A 16,587-nucleotide genomic window follows, 5' to 3' on the forward strand; every position below is an offset into this window, starting at 1 on the left:
ATGGGTGTGTATGCTGGAGCGACACTTAGCAGGCCACAATGTTTATTTAAAGCAAAATGCTTTATGGCAAATCTAAAGCCTTTTGCTTTAAATGTTGATGTAAACGTTGTTAAGCACTTATACCAGCCTGAATAATGTGCTCGGCAAAACGCTCCATTTCCTCTAACTGCGGACTGCATTGCAGCAAAAAGAAGTTTACGCCCACCTTTTCAAACTCGGCTATACGGTCTTGTACCTTCCATGGGGTGCCGGTAAGGCCACTACGCAATCCGCGGTTCGATACGGAGTAATCCTGTAAGGATACCTGCTGTTCTAACTGCGTGCCCAATAACCATTGCTGGTAATTTTTATATCCTGAGCTGCCTGCTTTTACATTAGTAATACGATCCAGTTCCTGCTTTACTTCCTGCTCATGGTTACGGATGATGCTATAAGCAGCCACACCATACGTCATGGGTGGCAGGCCTTCTTTATCGCGGCGTTCTTGCAGGTCAGCAATACGGCGGCCAATCATATCGGGCGAGTCGCCGTGCATTACGTAACCATCACAGGTAGAAGAAATCAGATCTTTAGCGGCTTCAGATTCACCGCCGGCATAAATTTTAGGCCTTGGCTTTGATACCGGTTTAGGCTGCAAAATATTATCTTTTACCTTGTAATATTTGCCCTCAAAGCTAAAGTTGTCCTGCTTCCATACGTTATCAACCACTTCCAGCCATTCGCGGGTACGGGCGTAGCGGTCATCGTGCTGCTCAAACTGTATCCCATACTTTTCAGCCTCGTCCTTCCACCATGAGGATACCACATTTAATGAAATACGTCCGTTGCTGATGTGGTCAATATTGGCAGCCTGTTTGGCCAGTTGCGCCGGATTATGGAAAGTAGGGCGTACTGCTACCATCAGTTCCTGCTTATGGGTAACGGCAGCCAGCGCCGCAGCGGTAGACCAGGCATCCAGCGATGGCGCTTGTTCACCTTTAATATCGTTTAAGTATAATTCGGCAATCAGCGCCAAATCAAACCCTATCTCTTCGCTTCTGATGGCCAGTTTTTTGGTATATTCCCAGGTGGGCTGCATATTTTCATCATCCACATTACGCAGCCATCCGCCAAAAACCGGCATCCAATATCCGTAGTTCATAAACCCCTCCCTAAACCCTCCCCAAAGGGGAGGGAATGTTGTTTTTTTATTAAAATTTTTAAATAATGTGTTAAAGCCCTCTCCATTGTAGAGGGTTGGGAAAGGTTATACCTCCGCAGTTTCCTGCACCAACTGCTGCTCTAAAAATGCTACCAAACGCTCGTGCGGATTGAAGCCGATCACATTTACGGCATCAGCCACAAAGTTGGATAGGGCATTTACATCGTAATAATAAATTTCGCCATCGCGGTCATCTACCATATACTCAATGCCGCCTACATCAATACCGCTTTGCTGTACCAGGGTTTCAATGTTGGCAATCACCTCGGCAGGCGGCGTATAAGCTTCTACCTTCAGGCCATTTTTGGGGGCATCCAGGGCGCAGGCATTGCGCACCAAATCCTGTCCGGCTGTAGTTTGGCAAATATCAGCAGGGCACAGGTTAAAACTTTCGCCGGTGGTGTACACCCTGATGGCATATAAATATTTACCACCCAAAGTTTCTACACGGGTAATATAACCGCCGCGCGCCGGAACGAATTCCTGAACCAAAGCAGTATGGTCTACCCCAAAGTCAATCTGGTTATTCGCAATGGCCTCGCGAATTTCTTCAACCGAGTTAAATTTTTCAATGCCGGCACCACTGCCACCAATATTGGCTTTTACTACAATAGGGAAACGCAATCCCTCAGTAGCCGCCTCAATTTGTGACACATGGTTAACCACGTGCGATTTAGGGTACTTAATGCCCAACTGCTGCATCAGCATCATTTGTAGCGCCTTCGAAGTCTCGTAGGTAAAAGCTTTATAGCCGTTAATTACCCTGATGCCATGGTTCTCCAAGTGTTTGAGGTAATTTAAAGTATGAAAAGTGCCCTGTATACCATCGCGCAGATAAGCAGACGGGCTCATGCGGTTAAAAAATAAGGAGAACTCTGGCTTGGCTTCTTCAATAGCAAAGCGGTGCTGTGTAGGATTGATAGAAACATAGGGCAATCCTCTTTTTTCAAGCTCGGCAAACAGCGGCTTAAACCAATCCGGATGCTCATGAAATATAGCAATAGGCTGCATAATAGTATATTTTATAATTGTAAATACAAGTGTATTGAAGCTGATACGGGTGAACCAGCTTGCAATATTTAACTGAATAAATTGGTAACCCGAGTTTATGTTTAAACAGGTTACAACAAAAATAGATAATCTATAAAATTAATAGACTATTGGTATTGAATATTTTACAAAAATAAATTGGGTTTTATTATTAATTAACACCAAATTTAGCTAACCAATTATACCTCTTTACCTTATGAGCAAAAGTGCCCACCTATGGTGTATAGCTATATTACTTTTTTAAGTAGTATGGTATGTGCCCAACCTTTGTCTGATAGCGCTTCCAATGTAAAAGATCAGGGGCCGGCTACGTATTATCATGTGGCCATTGGCCAGTCGTCGGGCTTATACAACGGTATTGAATATATACCTCACCCCGCAAATATTACAGGAGTTGCTTATTATTTAAATAATGATTGGAACGGTAGACTTTAATCTCAAAGCTATTTCTCGAAATGACGTGGTGACTGAAGGCTGGGTTCATTTTTGTATTAAGGTTAATTTATATTTTGGATAGCCATGTTATTAAATGTCGGTACCACACCGTTCACGATGAAATTTGATTTACTGTTCCGCCCATTCCCAAATTCCATCAATTACAATTTGGGCAAAAACACCAGTATATTTTCCTTGTACACCTCGCCCAAAAATCGTATCTTAAAGGTTGATTTTGGATATGACACCCTTACAGGCACTGCAAAAATATTTTGGTTACAGCAGCTTCCGGCACCAGCAGGAAGCCATTATATATCATTTACTTAAAGGCGGCGATGCCGTAGCCCTGATGCCCACCGGCGGCGGCAAGTCACTGTGCTACCAGCTTCCGGCTGTATTATTTAATGGCTTAACCATCGTAATTTCGCCGCTGATTGCACTGATGAAGGATCAGGTAGATGCCCTTAATGTAAACGGCATCCCGGCGGCTTACCTCAATTCATCACAAAACCCCGGCGAACAGCAGGAAGTAATGAACCGGTTGAAAGCCGGTCAGATCAAATTGCTATACCTCGCCCCTGAGCGCCTGTTCAGCAATGGCAGCGCTTTGGTGGGCTTTTTAAAAAGCTTGCAGGTAAGCTTGGTTGCTATAGATGAAGCGCACTGTATATCGCACTGGGGCCACGATTTCAGGCCCGAGTACCTGATGCTGGCTAACCTGAAAACGGAGTTTCCTAAAACGCCTGTAATTGCCCTAACAGCCACAGCCGATCAGTTAACTCAGCAGGATATTATTGAAAAGCTGGCCTTGCATCAGCCTGCCCAATTCGTTTCGTCTTTTAACCGGCCCAACATCAGTTATAAAGTAGTACCTAAAAAAAATAGCTATCAAAAGTTGCTGGCATTTTTAGATGAGCGCCGGGAGGATTCAGGTATCATTTATTGCTTATCGCGAAATTCAACAGTTGATTTAGCCAAACAGCTACAGGCCGAAGGCTATAAGGCAGAGGCTTACCATGCCGGATTAGACCATGAAACGAAGGCCCGCAACCAGGAAATGTTTTTGCGCGATGAGGTGAAAATTATGGTGGCTACCATTGCGTTTGGTATGGGCATCAATAAATCTAACGTGCGCTATGTGGTGCATATGGATTTACCTAAAAACATTGAAGGCTATTATCAGGAAACCGGTCGTGCGGGGCGTGATGGCTTGCCTTCGGAGGCACTATTATTCTTCTCGCCGGGCGATGCTTTTAAACTGCAAAGTTTTGCCAAAGTAGAGGGCAACGAGGAGCAAAGCCGGGTGATGCTGAAAAAGTTGGACGATATGGTAAATTATTGCCAGCTGCATACCTGCCGCCGCCAATACTTGATGCATTATTTCAACGAGGAGTTTCCTGACCATTGCGGCTCATGCGATGTATGCCTCACTGAATTTAAACGGTTCGATGGTACGGTTATCGCCCAAAAGGCCTTATCGGCTGTGGCACGCTTACAGGAGCGTTTTGGCAGCGGCTATGTCATCGACTTTTTGCGAGGTTCGCAAAGTGAAAAGATAAGGGAGGAGCACAAGCAGTTAAAAACGTATGGCATAGGTGCCGACATCAGCAAGGCCGACTGGCAGCGTTACCTGCGCGAGCTGGTGCAGCTGGGCTATCTGCAACCCACCGATGACCAGTACCCTACTTTAAAGCTAACCGCCAAAAGTGCCGCCGTGTTAAAAGGCCAGGAAACGGTACAATTAATTGAGCAGGAGGTTGAAGAGCAGCATGAGGTAAAAGCCTTACCTTATGAGGCCGAACTGCTGCAGCAGCTAAAAGCCATCCGCTGGACGATTGCCGAGCAGGAGAACGTACCGGCTTATATCATCCTGTCGGATGCAGCCTTACTGGAAATGGCTACCTATCTGCCGCAAACACCACAAGAATTAAAGCATATTTCAGGGTTCGGCGATGTAAAGCTGGAGCGTTACGGGCATCAATTTTTACCTGTAATTGTTGCCTATGCCGAGAAGCACGGCTTAAGTTCACAAATGAAGCACAAAGCTACCAAGCGTGAGCGCAAGCCAAAAGCGCCGGGCAGCAAAGCAGGCAGCAGCCAGCTGGAAAGCTTGAACCTGTTTAAATCAGGTTTAACGGTGGCCGAGATTGCACACGAACGCGGTTATTCGCCCATGACTATTGAGGGGCATTTATGTTCATTTGTGCAAACCGGCGATTTAAAGGTAACTGAGCTGGTGCCTGCCCATAAAATGTCCGCCATTGAAGATGCAATACAAAGCTATGGTGCCCAGCGCCTGGCGCCTTTAAAAGAGGTGCTGGGCGAAGAGTATTCTTACACCGAAATAAAAGCTGTAGTAAGCTGGCTGAACCGAACTGAATAATTAGCAAATTTGTTACCAGTTATGACGATTGAGCAATTGTACGAGCTATATCTGGCTCATCCTGTAATTAGTACCGATACCCGCAAGATTGCGCCGGGCAGCCTCTTCTTTGCTTTAAAAGGCGAAAAATTTGATGCTAATACCTTTGCTGCCCAGGCTATAGAAGCTGGTGCTGTATATACAATTATCGATAATGCAGAATACGATACCAGTAACCAATGTATTGTGGTAGACGATGTGCTATCCACTTTGCAGGATTTAGCCCGGTATCACCGCAGCCAATTGAAAATTCCCGTAATTGGCTTAACGGGTTCTAATGGGAAAACCACTACCAAAGAATTAATTAATGCGGTGTTATCACAACGTTTTGTAACGCATGCTACACAGGGCAATTTAAACAACCATATTGGCGTGCCTTTAACTATACTGGCGCTGAATTATAAGCACGAAATTGCGGTGATAGAGATGGGAGCTAATCATCAGAAAGAAATTGAACTGCTGTGCAGTATTGCACAGCCTACCCATGGTTTAATTACCAATATAGGCCGCGCCCATTTGGAGGGTTTTGGCGGTATAGAGGGCGTAAAGAAAGGCAAAGGTGAGCTGTATTATTACCTGAAAGCTGCCAACGGCATTGCCTTTGTAAATAGTAACAGCTCAGATTTGATGAAAATGCAGGCCGACCGTAGTTTAAATCAAACTTACTTTTACGGCAGCGGCCAAACAGAAAACTTTATCAGCGGACAACTTACTGAAAATGCACCTTACCTAAAGCTTAGCTGGACGAACAATCAAACACAGGAAACGCACATAGTTGAATCTCAACTTACCGGTGCTTATAATCTGGATAATATTTTGGCTGCTATTGCTATTGGCACCCATTTCGGGCTGGATGCGAAAGAAATTAATATCGGTGTTAGTACTTATGCACCGGGTAACAACCGCTCGCAGATTGTAAGAACCGCAACAAATACATTAATCTGCGATTATTATAATGCCAACCCCAGCAGCATGGCCGTGGCTATTGATAACCTGAGTCAACTACAGGCCGGCCGCAAAGTGCTGATTTTGGGTGATATGTTTGAAATGGGTGACGAAGCTGCCGCTGAGCACCAGTTCATCCTGCAAAAAGCGCTGGAGGCTCGGGTAACCGACCGTATTTTTGTGGGTAAAGAATTTTGCCGCCTGTTACCGCAGCATAACGCCGTATTTTACCAAACTGCCGAAGACGCCATTGCTGCATTGCAGCAAAAAACATTTACCAATGCCACTATACTAATCAAGGGCTCGCGTGGCATGGCGCTGGAACAATTGGTGCCTTATTTGTAAAATAACCCTTTTGTCATTGCGAGGAACGAAGCAATCCCGTAGCGGTGTTTCTCCGCTCTGTATACAACGGGATTGCTTCGTTCCTCGCAATGACAAAGAAATACTGCAGAAAAATATTTTCTTCCTGAATAAACCAATCCACTTTGCCCATATCTATACTGTAATTCAAAAAAGAAGAATCAGTATGAAAAAATTTTTATTTATGGCTATAGTCCTGCTCATGGCAGGCATTACAGCAGCCGATGCCCAGTACTATCGCCCGCGGCCGCGCTACCGCCGTCCGATACCATCGCACCGTGAGCAGCGCCGTTCGGATGATTTTTACAGGCCGCGTATCGGTTTAACCGGTGGCGTTAACATTGCCGATATTGTGAGCGATGATTATGATGATTTTAATACTCGCAGCAAAGTGGGCTTCAATGCCGGTATCATATTCGATGTGCCTGTGGTGTATCCGTTCTCTATAGCACCCGAAGTGTTATACTCACAAAAAGGTTATCGTGCCAACACCAATTATGGCAGTTTTGCACAACGTGCCAATTTTATTGATGTGCCTGTACTGGCCAAATTTAAACTGGCCCCGGCTTTTAATGTGTTGGTAGGTCCGCAATTTTCTTTCCTGCTGTCTACCCGTAACACTTACTACAACGGCTTTACACCTACATATGAAGAGCGCTACAATTACAACGGCGATAAAAGCTTTGTAGATGGCGTAATTGGTTTAAGCGTAGATGTAAACCCTAACGTAGAATTACGTGCCCGTTACACTATTGATTTGCAGGCAAATGATGCCAACGGTTCAACCGATGGCTATCCTAACTACCGCAACTCAGTTTGGCAATTCGGCTTAGGCTTTAAGTTTTAAAGCCTAAGGCTAAAAGAGAAAGGACAAAAGACAAAGGATGTACACCTAAATCTTTTGTCCTTTCTCGTTTATCGAAAGTCTTGTTTCTTGACTCTTGATTCTCTCCTATTCCTCTGCAAACGTTTGCATATCTATCAGTTTGCGGTACAAGCCGCCGGCTTGCATCAGTTCCTGGTGGGTGCCCTGTTCTACAATGCGGCCGCTTTCCAGCACGATGATTACATCCGCATTTTGGATGGTACTCAACCGGTGAGCAATGATGAGTGAAGTGCGGTTTTTCATCAGGTTATTTAACGCATCCTGCACTAATTTTTCCGATTCGGTATCTAGCGCCGAGGTGGCTTCATCCAGTAGCATGATCGGCGGGTTGCTCAGTACGGCCCTGGCAATGCTGATACGCTGCTTCTGCCCGCCCGAAAGCTTGGTGCCGCGGTCGCCGGTATTGGTTTGATAGCCCTCTTCTGATTGCTCGATAAAATTATGCGCATTGGCAATGCGGGCAGCCGCTTCTACCTCTTGTGGCGTAGCGCCGGGACGGCCAAAGGCGATGTTGTTATAAATGGTATCGTTGAACAAGATGGATTCCTGGTTCACAATACCCATGAGTGCCCGTAACGATTGTGCGGTTACCTGGTTAATGTTGTGCCCATCTACCAAAATCTCACCCGACTTAGGTTCAATAAATCTCGGGATTAAATCCATCAGTGTAGTTTTACCACCACCCGATGGGCCTACCAAAGCTACCGTTTGCCCTTTTTTAATGGTGAAATTAATATTACGAAGTACTTCCTTCTCTCCGTAAGCAAAGCTAACGTTCTTAAACGTCAAGTCATTTTCAAAACCATTTAAAGCCGTAGCAGCAGGGGCATCATTAATCTGCGGTTTTACGTCAATCAGCTCCAGCACCCGCTCGCCGGCGGCAATGCCGGAGTGAATGCTGCTAAACGAATCGGAAATGGACTTTACCGGGCGCATCAGCTGCGAAAACATGGCCACATAACCAATAAACGCTGCCGGCGATAGACTGGACTGGTGGTTAATCACCAGATAACCGCCATACAACACAATGCCGGCTACCATACTTACGCCCAATGCTTCTGATACCGGCGAGGCCATTTGCTGACGGCGCGCCATAGCTTTTACAATTCTGGTATACTCTTGGTTCTCATTATCAAAGCGCTGCTTGGTATAGTTGGTAGCGTTAAAAGCTTTAATAATTTTAATGCCGCCCAAAGCTTCATCCAGATAGCTGATCATACGTCCGTAGCTTTGCTGTGAAGCCACGGCCTGCGCTTTTAGCTTGCGCACAATGCGCGAAATCAAAAAGCCTGAAACCGGGATCACCAGCAAAGAGAATAAGGTAAGTTTAGGCGAAATAAACAGCAGGAAAGCCAAAAATACAATCAGCTGTAAAGGCTCTTTAAATATGACCTGCAATGTGCCGGTAACCGAAAACTGTACTACCTGCACATCAGAAGCTATTTTAGAAATGATATCGCCTTTGCGCTCGTTGTTAAAATAGCCCATATGCAAATCCATCACATTATCAAACACGGCACGGCGCAGGTTGAGCAGCGTATGTGCACGCAAATTTTCCATAATGCGCTGAGACAGGTAACGGAACACATTGGCCAACACTACAGAAGCAATAATAACCCCGCAGGCAAATTGTAAGGCACCCCAGGTACCGTAGCGGGTAATAAATACATCTACATAATAGGTGAAGAAAGCCGAAAGATTGGTAATAGCTGGTGCGCCGCCTCTGATAACCGCCTGTATTTTGGCCTGATTAACAGCCGAGTCTTCAAACAGAGTTTCTAACAAAGGTATGAGTAAAGCCAGATTGAGCGTGTTAAATACTACCGAAAACAAGGTGGCAATTACATAAGGGATGGCAAACTTCTCGATGGGTTTAGCAAAAGAAAGCAGCCTGAAATAAGTTTTCATCTAAAGTAATAAGGAGGCAAAATTAGGTAAAATTTTCAGTCATTGGCGTAAATGCACCCTGAGCATAATTGATATGGATTTAGTATGGCAATACTCAAAGGTTTAAAACAACAAAACCCCGGCAAGAGCAACTTGCCGGGGTTTTGTTGTTTGCCCTGTTAGGGCGTTATCATTATTAGTCTTTCTTTTTAGAAGATGACTTTACACAATTCGGTACAGTTTTACCGTTTTTCTCTTTGGTTCCCTTTTTTTCGTAGCCTGACCAGCAGGTGCTTTTCTTGGTAGTTGCCATAACGTTATTGTTTTAGTGATATATAAGGTTAGACAATTACCGTTCCAATATTTATTTGCCCTGTAACTGTTACAATGATACATTTACAGTATCTAAAATAGTAAACATTCCAGTGTACATGAATAAGTTTCTATCATTATCAGTTTTAGCTGCCGTAGCAGGAATAGGTTGCATACCCATAAAAGTAAAGGCTCAGCCGGCACAAAGCAGCAAAGCTTGGGTAGCCAAATCAGACCGTTATACCCAGTTGTTGATTGATTTGGATAAAAAATACTCGCCTGAATATGGTTCATCTCAGGGGCTGGCCGAATACGACACTCAGATTTCGGTGCCTACTTTGGCTACTCAACTGGCCGAGCGCAAAGATGAAGAGACTTTAGCAGCCCGTTATAAAACAGCGTTAACTACCGAAAAAGATGCACAGGTAGCGCAGGATCTGCATATTCTGATTGACCACCTGAACCTGGGTTTCCGCCAGCAGGATTATAACTTACAGCATGAAGTGCCGTTTTTGAATGCGGCTGAGATTATCTATGGCGGGCTTGAAATCTTGCTGGATGACCAAACACCCGAAGCTCGCCGAAAAGCGGCCATCATCCGCATGCGTAAATATGCCGGGATGGAAAAAGGCTATCGTCCGCTTGCCGCTATTTTACAGGAACGGGTGATTGCCCAAATGATTAAGCCAAATGTTATTTATCCATCCCGTCAGGAAATGGAAGTAGCCCTGTCACGCAATGCCAGTATTATAGAAGGCATTGCTGAACTATGCGAAAAATTCAAACTCACCGGCTGGGAACAGCCCTATGCACAACTAAAAAAGCAGGTAGATGCCTACGACCAGTGGACACGTGCCCAGGTGCTGCCCAAAGCCCGTACCGATTTCAGGTTGCCGCCGGCTGAATATGCTTTGGCTCTGGAAGGTTATGGTATTGAAATGCCGCCTGCTGAATTAGCCAAAATGGCCCATGCCGCTTTTACCGACATTCAGAACCAGATGCAACCCATTGCCGCGCAAATAGCACAGCAACGACACCTGCGCTCGAGTGATTACCGCGATGTGATGCACGAGTTGAAGAAAGCGCAGGTACATGGCGATTCAATCATCCCACTGTATGAGCGGCATTTAAAAGATATTGAAGAGATTATCCGCCAGCACCAATTGGTCACTTTGCCTGCCCGGCCGGCCATTATCCGCTTGGCTACGGCTGCCGAAACGGCTCAAACACCGGCGCCGCATATGGTGCCACCACCTTTTTTGAACAACACCGGCCAGCGCGGAGTATTTGTACTACCGCTGAACATGCCACCTGCGCCCGGCGAAAAGAAAGCTAATCAATACGACGATTTTACATTCGATGCTGCCTCCTGGACCATTATTGCCCATGAAGCGCGCCCGGGGCATGAGCTGCAGTTTGATAAAATGGTAGAAGAAGGTGTATCAAAAGCTCGCTCGCTATATGCTTTTAACTCTACCAATGCCGAAGGCTGGGGCTTGTATTCAGAATCCATAGTGTTGCCATATATGCCGTTGGAAGGCCAGCTGGTATCATTAGACTACCGCCTGCTGCGTGCTGCCCGCGCCTTTTTAGACCCGGAACTACAGGCCGGTAAAATTACCCAGCAACAAGCCATGGAGGTGCTGACTAAAGATGTAGTACAATCTACGGCTATGGCCCAGCAGGAAGTGGAGCGTTATACCCTGCGTGCCCCTGGCCAGGCCAACAGCTATTTTTATGGTTACACCAAAATGATTGCCCTGCGTAAGGCAACTGAGCAGGCTTTAAGCAATAAGTTTAATGCCCTGCGCTTCCATGATTTTGTCCTGTCACAAGGCTTGCTGCCGCCAGATTTAATCAGGGATGCAGTGCTGAAAGAGTTTATTCCGGCTGAGCAATCAAAATAACTGTTTACTTTATCCTTTTTAGTTTCGGCCTAAACGTAAGGAAATACAAAGCTAAATAGTACATTAAACTGTCATTGCGAGCGATAGCGTGGCAATCGCACGGGGGCAGCTGCGCCTCTGTATAGCAAGCGGTTGCCACGCTATCGCTCGCAATGACAATACGTAATTATACCTTTCTTATTCTGTCAGCATTCGCTGTAAGAAGTGTTTATGAACGCTTATAGGCGTTCACAATACATAAATACATATGCTTGTTGCCAAACTAAATAAAGGCATTAATCAGCATTACTCCTGCCAATCCGGCAAAGGCAACGATGGATTCCATCATGGACCAGGAACGGAGTGTATCTTTGATGCTGAGGTTAAAATATTCTTTAAATAGCCAGAAGCCGCTGTCGTTAAAATGGGAAAAGGCCAAACTGCCGGCGCCAATGGCCAGTACCATCAGGTTAGGGTCAGTGTGTTGCTGTACAGTCAATGAGGTAACCATGCCGGCAGCCGTTAATCCAGCCACCGTGCTTGAGCCTAAGCAAATACGAATCACTGCAGCAATTAACCAGCCGGCCACCAGCGGATGCACAGGCAAATGCTTCAATCCTTCGGCAATGGTATCGCTGATGCCGCTATCGGTTAGTACTTGCTTAAATGCACCGGCCCCGGCAATAATGAGCAGCACCAGGGCAATATCTTTTACTGCATCGGCATAAATGGTGTTGATTTGCAGCATGGTTTTACCCTGCCTGATGCCTAATGTAATGGTGGCCACAATTAATGCAATCAGCATTACAATAGAGCCATCACCAAAAAATGAAATGAACTTAGTAAGCGAACTATCATCAGGCTGATGGAACTGGTTGTAAAGCGTATTCAGCATGATAAGCAGTACCGGCAGCAGGGCGGCCATAAAACTGCTGAAAGCGCCGGGAAGCTTCTCGGCAGGAATCTCTTGCGGACGGAAAGCCGCCAGCGGCTGCGCTGTAATACCTTTGAGCGTAGAAGCAAACACCGGCCCGGCCAGTATAATGGTAGGTATGGCAATAATGAGTCCGTAAACCAAAGTACGCCCGATATCGGCATGAAACTGCCCGATAAGTGCTACCGGCGAGGGGTGCGGCGGCAAAAAGCCGTGTGTGACTGACAAGGCCGTTACCATAGGCAGGCCGGTATATACCGCCGGTAGTTTATACTTGTAGGTAACTGAAAAAATTAGAGGTACTACTAACACAAAGCCAATTCCATAGAATAAAGTCAGCCCGGTAATAAAGCCGGTAGCCATCAATCCCCACTGAATATATTTTTCACCGGTAATACCAATCAACACTTCGGCAATTTTTTGCGCCGCGCCGCTTGCCGCAATCAGTTTACCCAGCATGGCACCCAGGCATACAATAATGGCCAGTTGCCCCAGTGTATCACCCAAGCCCTTTTGCACTGATGTGGTTACTTTGGCTATCGGGATGCCCAGCAGCAAGCCCGCAGCAATTGAAGCCAATAAGAAAGCCAGAAAGGGATTAACCTTAAGCCAGCTCACCAATAACACTAACAGTGCAATACAAAACAGTATAGTAAAAAAGGGCATGGAAATATTTCAGGTTAAAATGGTAGACAAATAGAATTAACGCATCAATTTACTTTTTTACATATTTAGCTGTACGTGCATCTCTAATCACACCCTTCCAGTTTAAGCCGTAGCCAAAATTGTAGGTATGGCCCTCGCTGTCTTTATAGCATTTCATATCCAGCGGTACATCTTCATCCTGTTTTTCTACGGTTTTCATATCGGCCGGCATTTGCATAGGCAACAAAGCAGAGGGTTCGCGTGCACCGGTAATAATATCCAGCAGCGCCTGATCTTGCACACCGAAGTGAGCGAGTATGCCGTTGGCTTTGTTTTCAAACTCCGAAAACACCATCGGGTTATTCAGCAGTACTGATACAATAACCGGTTTGCCCTTCATTTGGGCGTATGTATCAGTCACCATATTCAAATCAGTGGTATTGGTGGCCGTAGCGCTTTTGCCTTTATAGCTGCGGTTGGTAAAAGTTTCGAGCGGGTCGCCACCGGCAATACTGGTGGTACGGGCATCTGTAGCGGTGTAAAGTTTGTACTGCAGGGTGATGGGTACATAGCCGGTGCCGCCCTGCTTTACATCGTCATTGCTGTAACCGCTACTGGCCGGACTGTTAATGAATACCAATCCGTAATCAGCTTCATCAGGGTTATCGGTTACTCTGAAGTATTTTTTAACCAGGTTGATGTTCACAGGGTATTCCAGTTTTTCCGGCATAGGTATACCTAAAAAATTAACGCCGGCCGGAGTGTACTGCTTGGGTACGTAAACCGTTTTTTGCCTTTGCAGCGGTAATACATGGTTTTGGTTTTTCAGCATCACAATAGATTTCAGCTGCGCCTCGTAACCTGCCTTCATAAATTCCGGCTTGCCTACGGTGGTCTGTGAAACTTGCGGATTGAGATAAGGATTTTCGAATAACCCGGTTCTGAAAATATTTTTAAGCAACCGTACCGCCGATTGCTCGAAGCGCTTGCGCATAAACAGTTCGCCATGCTCTTTAGCGCCAATATTGTAAGCTTCAATTAGTGGAGCTGCTTCATTATTACCGCCAAACTGGTCAACTCCGGCCATTAATGCTTTGTAGTGCCTTTGAGCAACAGTCAGTTTTTCTACACCCCAAGACTTACCGGTGAGGAAGGTGTTTACCGAAGTTTCATCAGCAGTAACCAGCCAGTCGGTACATACCACACCATCGTAATGATATTTGTTACGCAGCAAATCAGTGATAATGTATTTGTTGTAGTTGTTGCCTACGTTTTCGCCGTATTTGGTATCCTGCCCGTAAGAGATGGTATAATAAGGCATTACTGCGGCTGCCATACCGGTTTTGCCTTTCAGTCTAAAAGCGCCTTCAGTAAAAGGCATCATGTTTTTGTTAAAAAGTTTACCGGGATAAACAGCATACTTTCCATAACCATAATGGGCATCGCGTCCGGCTTCGCCCGAGCCGCCGCTGGGCCAATGTTTTACCATAGCGTTTACACTGGTGTAGCCCCAGCCACCTGCAATTTCCTGGCTGCCAGCCGAGGTTTGAAAACCATCAATGTAGGCGCGGCCCATGTCGGTAGCCAGCAGCGGGTCTTCGCCAAAAGTACCGCTTACGCGGTTCCAGCGTGGGTCGGAGGCAATATCTACCTGCGGCGACAGTGCGGTGGCAATACCCAGTGCCCGGTATTCGGCTGCAGCAATATGGCCAAACTGCTCAACCACAGCCGGGTTAAACGTAGCCGCCATTCCCAATGAACCCGGCCACATGGAAATTTGTCCGCCTGCACCGGCATTAAATTCGGCAAAGGCTACCGTGCCATGCCGCGGATCAGAACTGGTATTTACCGGTATACCCATGCCGGTACCTTCGGCCAGCGCCTGCATGTTATTGTTCCACTCGGCCGCAATAGCCGGACTTTCTACCGAAGTAACCAGCACATGGCGTACATTATCTTTGGTTAAAAATTCCCTTTGCTGGTCAGACAAATCAGATGCCTTGGCGCCGCTTTCTTTAAATGTTTTACCGTTGTAAGTGCCCGCAAAAGGACCGGCGGGTGCTGCAGGCACAGGTTGATGGCGGCTGTACAGCATTAAGCCTGCAATTTGCTGCAAAGACAGTTTGCCTGCCAAATCTTTAGCTCTAACATCAGCTGGCAGCCGCCAGTCTTCGTAGGAGTCAAGTTTGCCGTTTTTGTTTAAGTCTTTAAATGACAGTTTTCCCTGATGCAGAATGCGGATACCTGAAGACGAAGAATATTTCAGTAATTGCCCGCCCGGATTGCGAACTGTAACAATCTCACCGGCAGCGGGAGCATTGATATTCGCCAGGCCTGCAGCACCGCAAAGTAAACCTGAGGCTAACAAAAAAAGAGGGGAAAACTTAATCATGGTGGTTGAATTGGTAAGGCAATATAATACAAATGGCTCGATATACAAGGTGCTAATAAGGGGTAAATGATTCGCCGTTTCAACTGAACCCAAGGGACGATAAAGCAGGTTAAAAAATTATTAAAAATATTTTTTTGCCTCAAAAACTACATTTAAGATAGATTTTGCAGGTTTTTAGTTTTTTCTGTGTTTGGGGTTTGCCGAATAATTAAAAAACTGTGTAACTAAACGTTTACATACGCCGTACAATTCAGTAAGCTGGCCAGCTTAACATCATCAAACAATTATTTTTTACTGTTTTATTTAACTAAAACTTTCTATTATGAAGAAAAAAATGCTACTCAAAACCGGCGTGGCTTCACTGCTGGTGGCTACTGCTTTGTTTGCCTGTAAAAAAAGCAGCGATGTAACTGCAGTGAACAGCCAGAGTGAAATTTCGGCAGCTACATTAAAAAGTATTTCCAATTTAGGTTTCAGCACCGACCAGGCCCGTAAAGTAGATGGCGGTTACCTGGTGGAAGGCGATATTGTGCTTACTGATGCCAATTTGAGCGAAACCAGCACCAGTCCAACTCTGCGCATTGCCGAATCGGAACAATACCGTACCACCAACCTGGTAAAAAACCTGCCGCGCACCATTACCGTATCAGTTTCTAACCTGCCAACGGTATACTCTACCGCTACCGATGCCATGATTTCGCGCTACAATGCACTTAACCTGCAAATTAAATTTCAGCGCGTAAGCAGCGGCGGCCAGGTGCAAATTGTAGGCTTTAACGAAGGGCCAAGCGGTGGTTACATCACTTTAGGCTCATCAGGTTTTCCAACTTCATCGGGTAATCCTTTTAACCAGATTAAAATGAATACCAATGCCTCAGCTTATGGCAGCAACCCCAACCAGGGTTACATTACTTCGGTGCTGCAGCACGAAATGGGGCATTGTATAGGTTTCCGCCATACTGATTACTTCAATCGTGCTTACAGCTGCGGCGGTACTGCCACCAACGAAGGTTCAGCCGGTATAGGCGCTATCCAGATTCCGGGTACACCATCTGCCGCTGATGCCGGGTCATTTATGCTGGCTTGTTCTAACGGTACCGACCGTACCTTTAATACTAACGATAAAGTTGCGCTTAATTACCTGTACTAAGCCAATCCGAATTATTTATTTTGTAATTTGAAATCGTAGTTTTACGCAAAGGGGAGTTGATCAAACTCCCCTTTATTGT

General features: G+C 45.9%; 11 protein-coding genes. 6 read left to right on the top strand and 5 right to left on the bottom strand.

All coding sequences use genetic code 11. The features are described 5' to 3' along the window. Window positions 1-109: 109 nt before the first annotated feature. Together ACYVNW_RS14420 and ACYVNW_RS14425 are read right to left on the bottom strand one after the other, a co-directional pair. Window positions 110-1,141 carry an LLM class flavin-dependent oxidoreductase gene (locus tag ACYVNW_RS14420; protein WP_460680575.1) on the bottom strand — a complete coding sequence of 344 codons (1,032 nt, stop codon included), beginning with the start codon at window positions 1,139-1,141 and terminating at the stop codon, window positions 110-112. A gap of 105 nt (window positions 1,142-1,246) precedes the next feature. Next, a complete protein-coding gene (locus ACYVNW_RS14425) occupies window positions 1,247-2,212 on the bottom strand; it encodes an ATP-grasp domain-containing protein (protein ID WP_460680576.1) in 966 nt (321 codons plus the stop codon). 255 nt (window positions 2,213-2,467) lie between these two features. On the opposite strand from ACYVNW_RS14425, the gene ACYVNW_RS14430 reads away from it, so the two are divergent. From ACYVNW_RS14430 to ACYVNW_RS14445, 4 genes are all read left to right on the top strand, one after another. Next, on the top strand, window positions 2,468-2,686 hold the full coding sequence (locus ACYVNW_RS14430; RefSeq protein WP_460680577.1) for a hypothetical protein: 219 nt from the start codon (window positions 2,468-2,470) through the stop codon (window positions 2,684-2,686). Between the two features lie 241 nt (window positions 2,687-2,927). Beyond that, entirely contained in the window at window positions 2,928-5,069 is a 2,142-nt protein-coding gene (recQ, locus tag ACYVNW_RS14435; RefSeq protein WP_460680578.1) for a DNA helicase RecQ, read from the top strand. Window positions 5,070-5,090: 21 nt separating this feature from the next. Beyond that, entirely contained in the window at window positions 5,091-6,398 is a 1,308-nt protein-coding gene (locus tag ACYVNW_RS14440) for a UDP-N-acetylmuramoyl-tripeptide--D-alanyl-D-alanine ligase (protein WP_460680579.1), read from the top strand. A gap of 184 nt (window positions 6,399-6,582) precedes the next feature. Next, window positions 6,583-7,263: a porin family protein gene (locus ACYVNW_RS14445; RefSeq protein WP_460680580.1), complete on the top strand. Its 681-nt coding sequence runs from the start codon at window positions 6,583-6,585 to the stop codon at window positions 7,261-7,263. Window positions 7,264-7,368: 105 nt separating this feature from the next. Here ACYVNW_RS14445 and ACYVNW_RS14450 read toward each other — a convergent pair whose 3' ends face one another. After that, window positions 7,369-9,210, bottom strand: coding sequence for an ABC transporter ATP-binding protein (locus tag ACYVNW_RS14450; RefSeq protein ID WP_460680581.1), 1,842 nt, complete (start codon window positions 9,208-9,210; stop codon window positions 7,369-7,371). Between the two features lie 410 nt (window positions 9,211-9,620). Here ACYVNW_RS14450 and ACYVNW_RS14455 point away from each other — a divergent pair, with 410 nt between their 5' ends. Then, on the top strand, window positions 9,621-11,408 hold the full coding sequence (locus tag ACYVNW_RS14455) for a DUF885 domain-containing protein (RefSeq protein WP_460680582.1): 1,788 nt from the start codon (window positions 9,621-9,623) through the stop codon (window positions 11,406-11,408). Between the two features lie 262 nt (window positions 11,409-11,670). Here the strand turns inward: ACYVNW_RS14455 and ACYVNW_RS14460 are convergent, their stop codons facing one another. Further along, window positions 11,671-12,987, bottom strand: coding sequence for a gluconate:H+ symporter (locus ACYVNW_RS14460; RefSeq protein ID WP_460680583.1), 1,317 nt, complete (start codon window positions 12,985-12,987; stop codon window positions 11,671-11,673). Window positions 12,988-13,036: 49 nt separating this feature from the next. Then, entirely contained in the window at window positions 13,037-15,358 is a 2,322-nt protein-coding gene (locus tag ACYVNW_RS14465; protein ID WP_460680584.1) for a glycoside hydrolase family 3 protein, read from the bottom strand. Window positions 15,359-15,680: 322 nt separating this feature from the next. Between ACYVNW_RS14465 and ACYVNW_RS14470 the strand changes: the two genes are divergently transcribed. Next, window positions 15,681-16,508, top strand: a complete 828-nt coding sequence (locus tag ACYVNW_RS14470; protein ID WP_460680585.1) for a M57 family metalloprotease — start codon at window positions 15,681-15,683, stop codon at window positions 16,506-16,508. Window positions 16,509-16,587: the final 79 nt, after the last annotated feature.

The sequence above is a fragment of the Mucilaginibacter koreensis genome (assembly GCF_054783355.1).

What these genes read in the sequence shown, in the direction of transcription:
- recQ (WP_460680578.1), top strand. Translation starts at nt 2,928, where the DNA reads ATGACACCCTTACAGGCACTGCAAAAATATTTTGGTTACAGCAGCTTC.
- ACYVNW_RS14450 (WP_460680581.1), bottom strand. Translation starts at nt 9,210, where the DNA reads ATGAAAACTTATTTCAGGCTGCTTTCTTTTGCTAAACCCATCGAGAAG.
- ACYVNW_RS14465 (WP_460680584.1), bottom strand. Translation starts at nt 15,358, where the DNA reads ATGATTAAGTTTTCCCCTCTTTTTTTGTTAGCCTCAGGTTTACTTTGC.
- ACYVNW_RS14470 (WP_460680585.1), top strand. Translation starts at nt 15,681, where the DNA reads ATGAAGAAAAAAATGCTACTCAAAACCGGCGTGGCTTCACTGCTGGTG.
- ACYVNW_RS14445 (WP_460680580.1), top strand. Translation starts at nt 6,583, where the DNA reads ATGAAAAAATTTTTATTTATGGCTATAGTCCTGCTCATGGCAGGCATT.
- ACYVNW_RS14460 (WP_460680583.1), bottom strand. Translation starts at nt 12,987, where the DNA reads ATGCCCTTTTTTACTATACTGTTTTGTATTGCACTGTTAGTGTTATTG.
- ACYVNW_RS14420 (WP_460680575.1), bottom strand. Translation starts at nt 1,141, where the DNA reads ATGAACTACGGATATTGGATGCCGGTTTTTGGCGGATGGCTGCGTAAT.
- ACYVNW_RS14455 (WP_460680582.1), top strand. Translation starts at nt 9,621, where the DNA reads ATGAATAAGTTTCTATCATTATCAGTTTTAGCTGCCGTAGCAGGAATA.
- ACYVNW_RS14440 (WP_460680579.1), top strand. Translation starts at nt 5,091, where the DNA reads ATGACGATTGAGCAATTGTACGAGCTATATCTGGCTCATCCTGTAATT.
- ACYVNW_RS14430 (WP_460680577.1), top strand. Translation starts at nt 2,468, where the DNA reads ATGGTGTATAGCTATATTACTTTTTTAAGTAGTATGGTATGTGCCCAA.
- ACYVNW_RS14425 (WP_460680576.1), bottom strand. Translation starts at nt 2,212, where the DNA reads ATGCAGCCTATTGCTATATTTCATGAGCATCCGGATTGGTTTAAGCCG.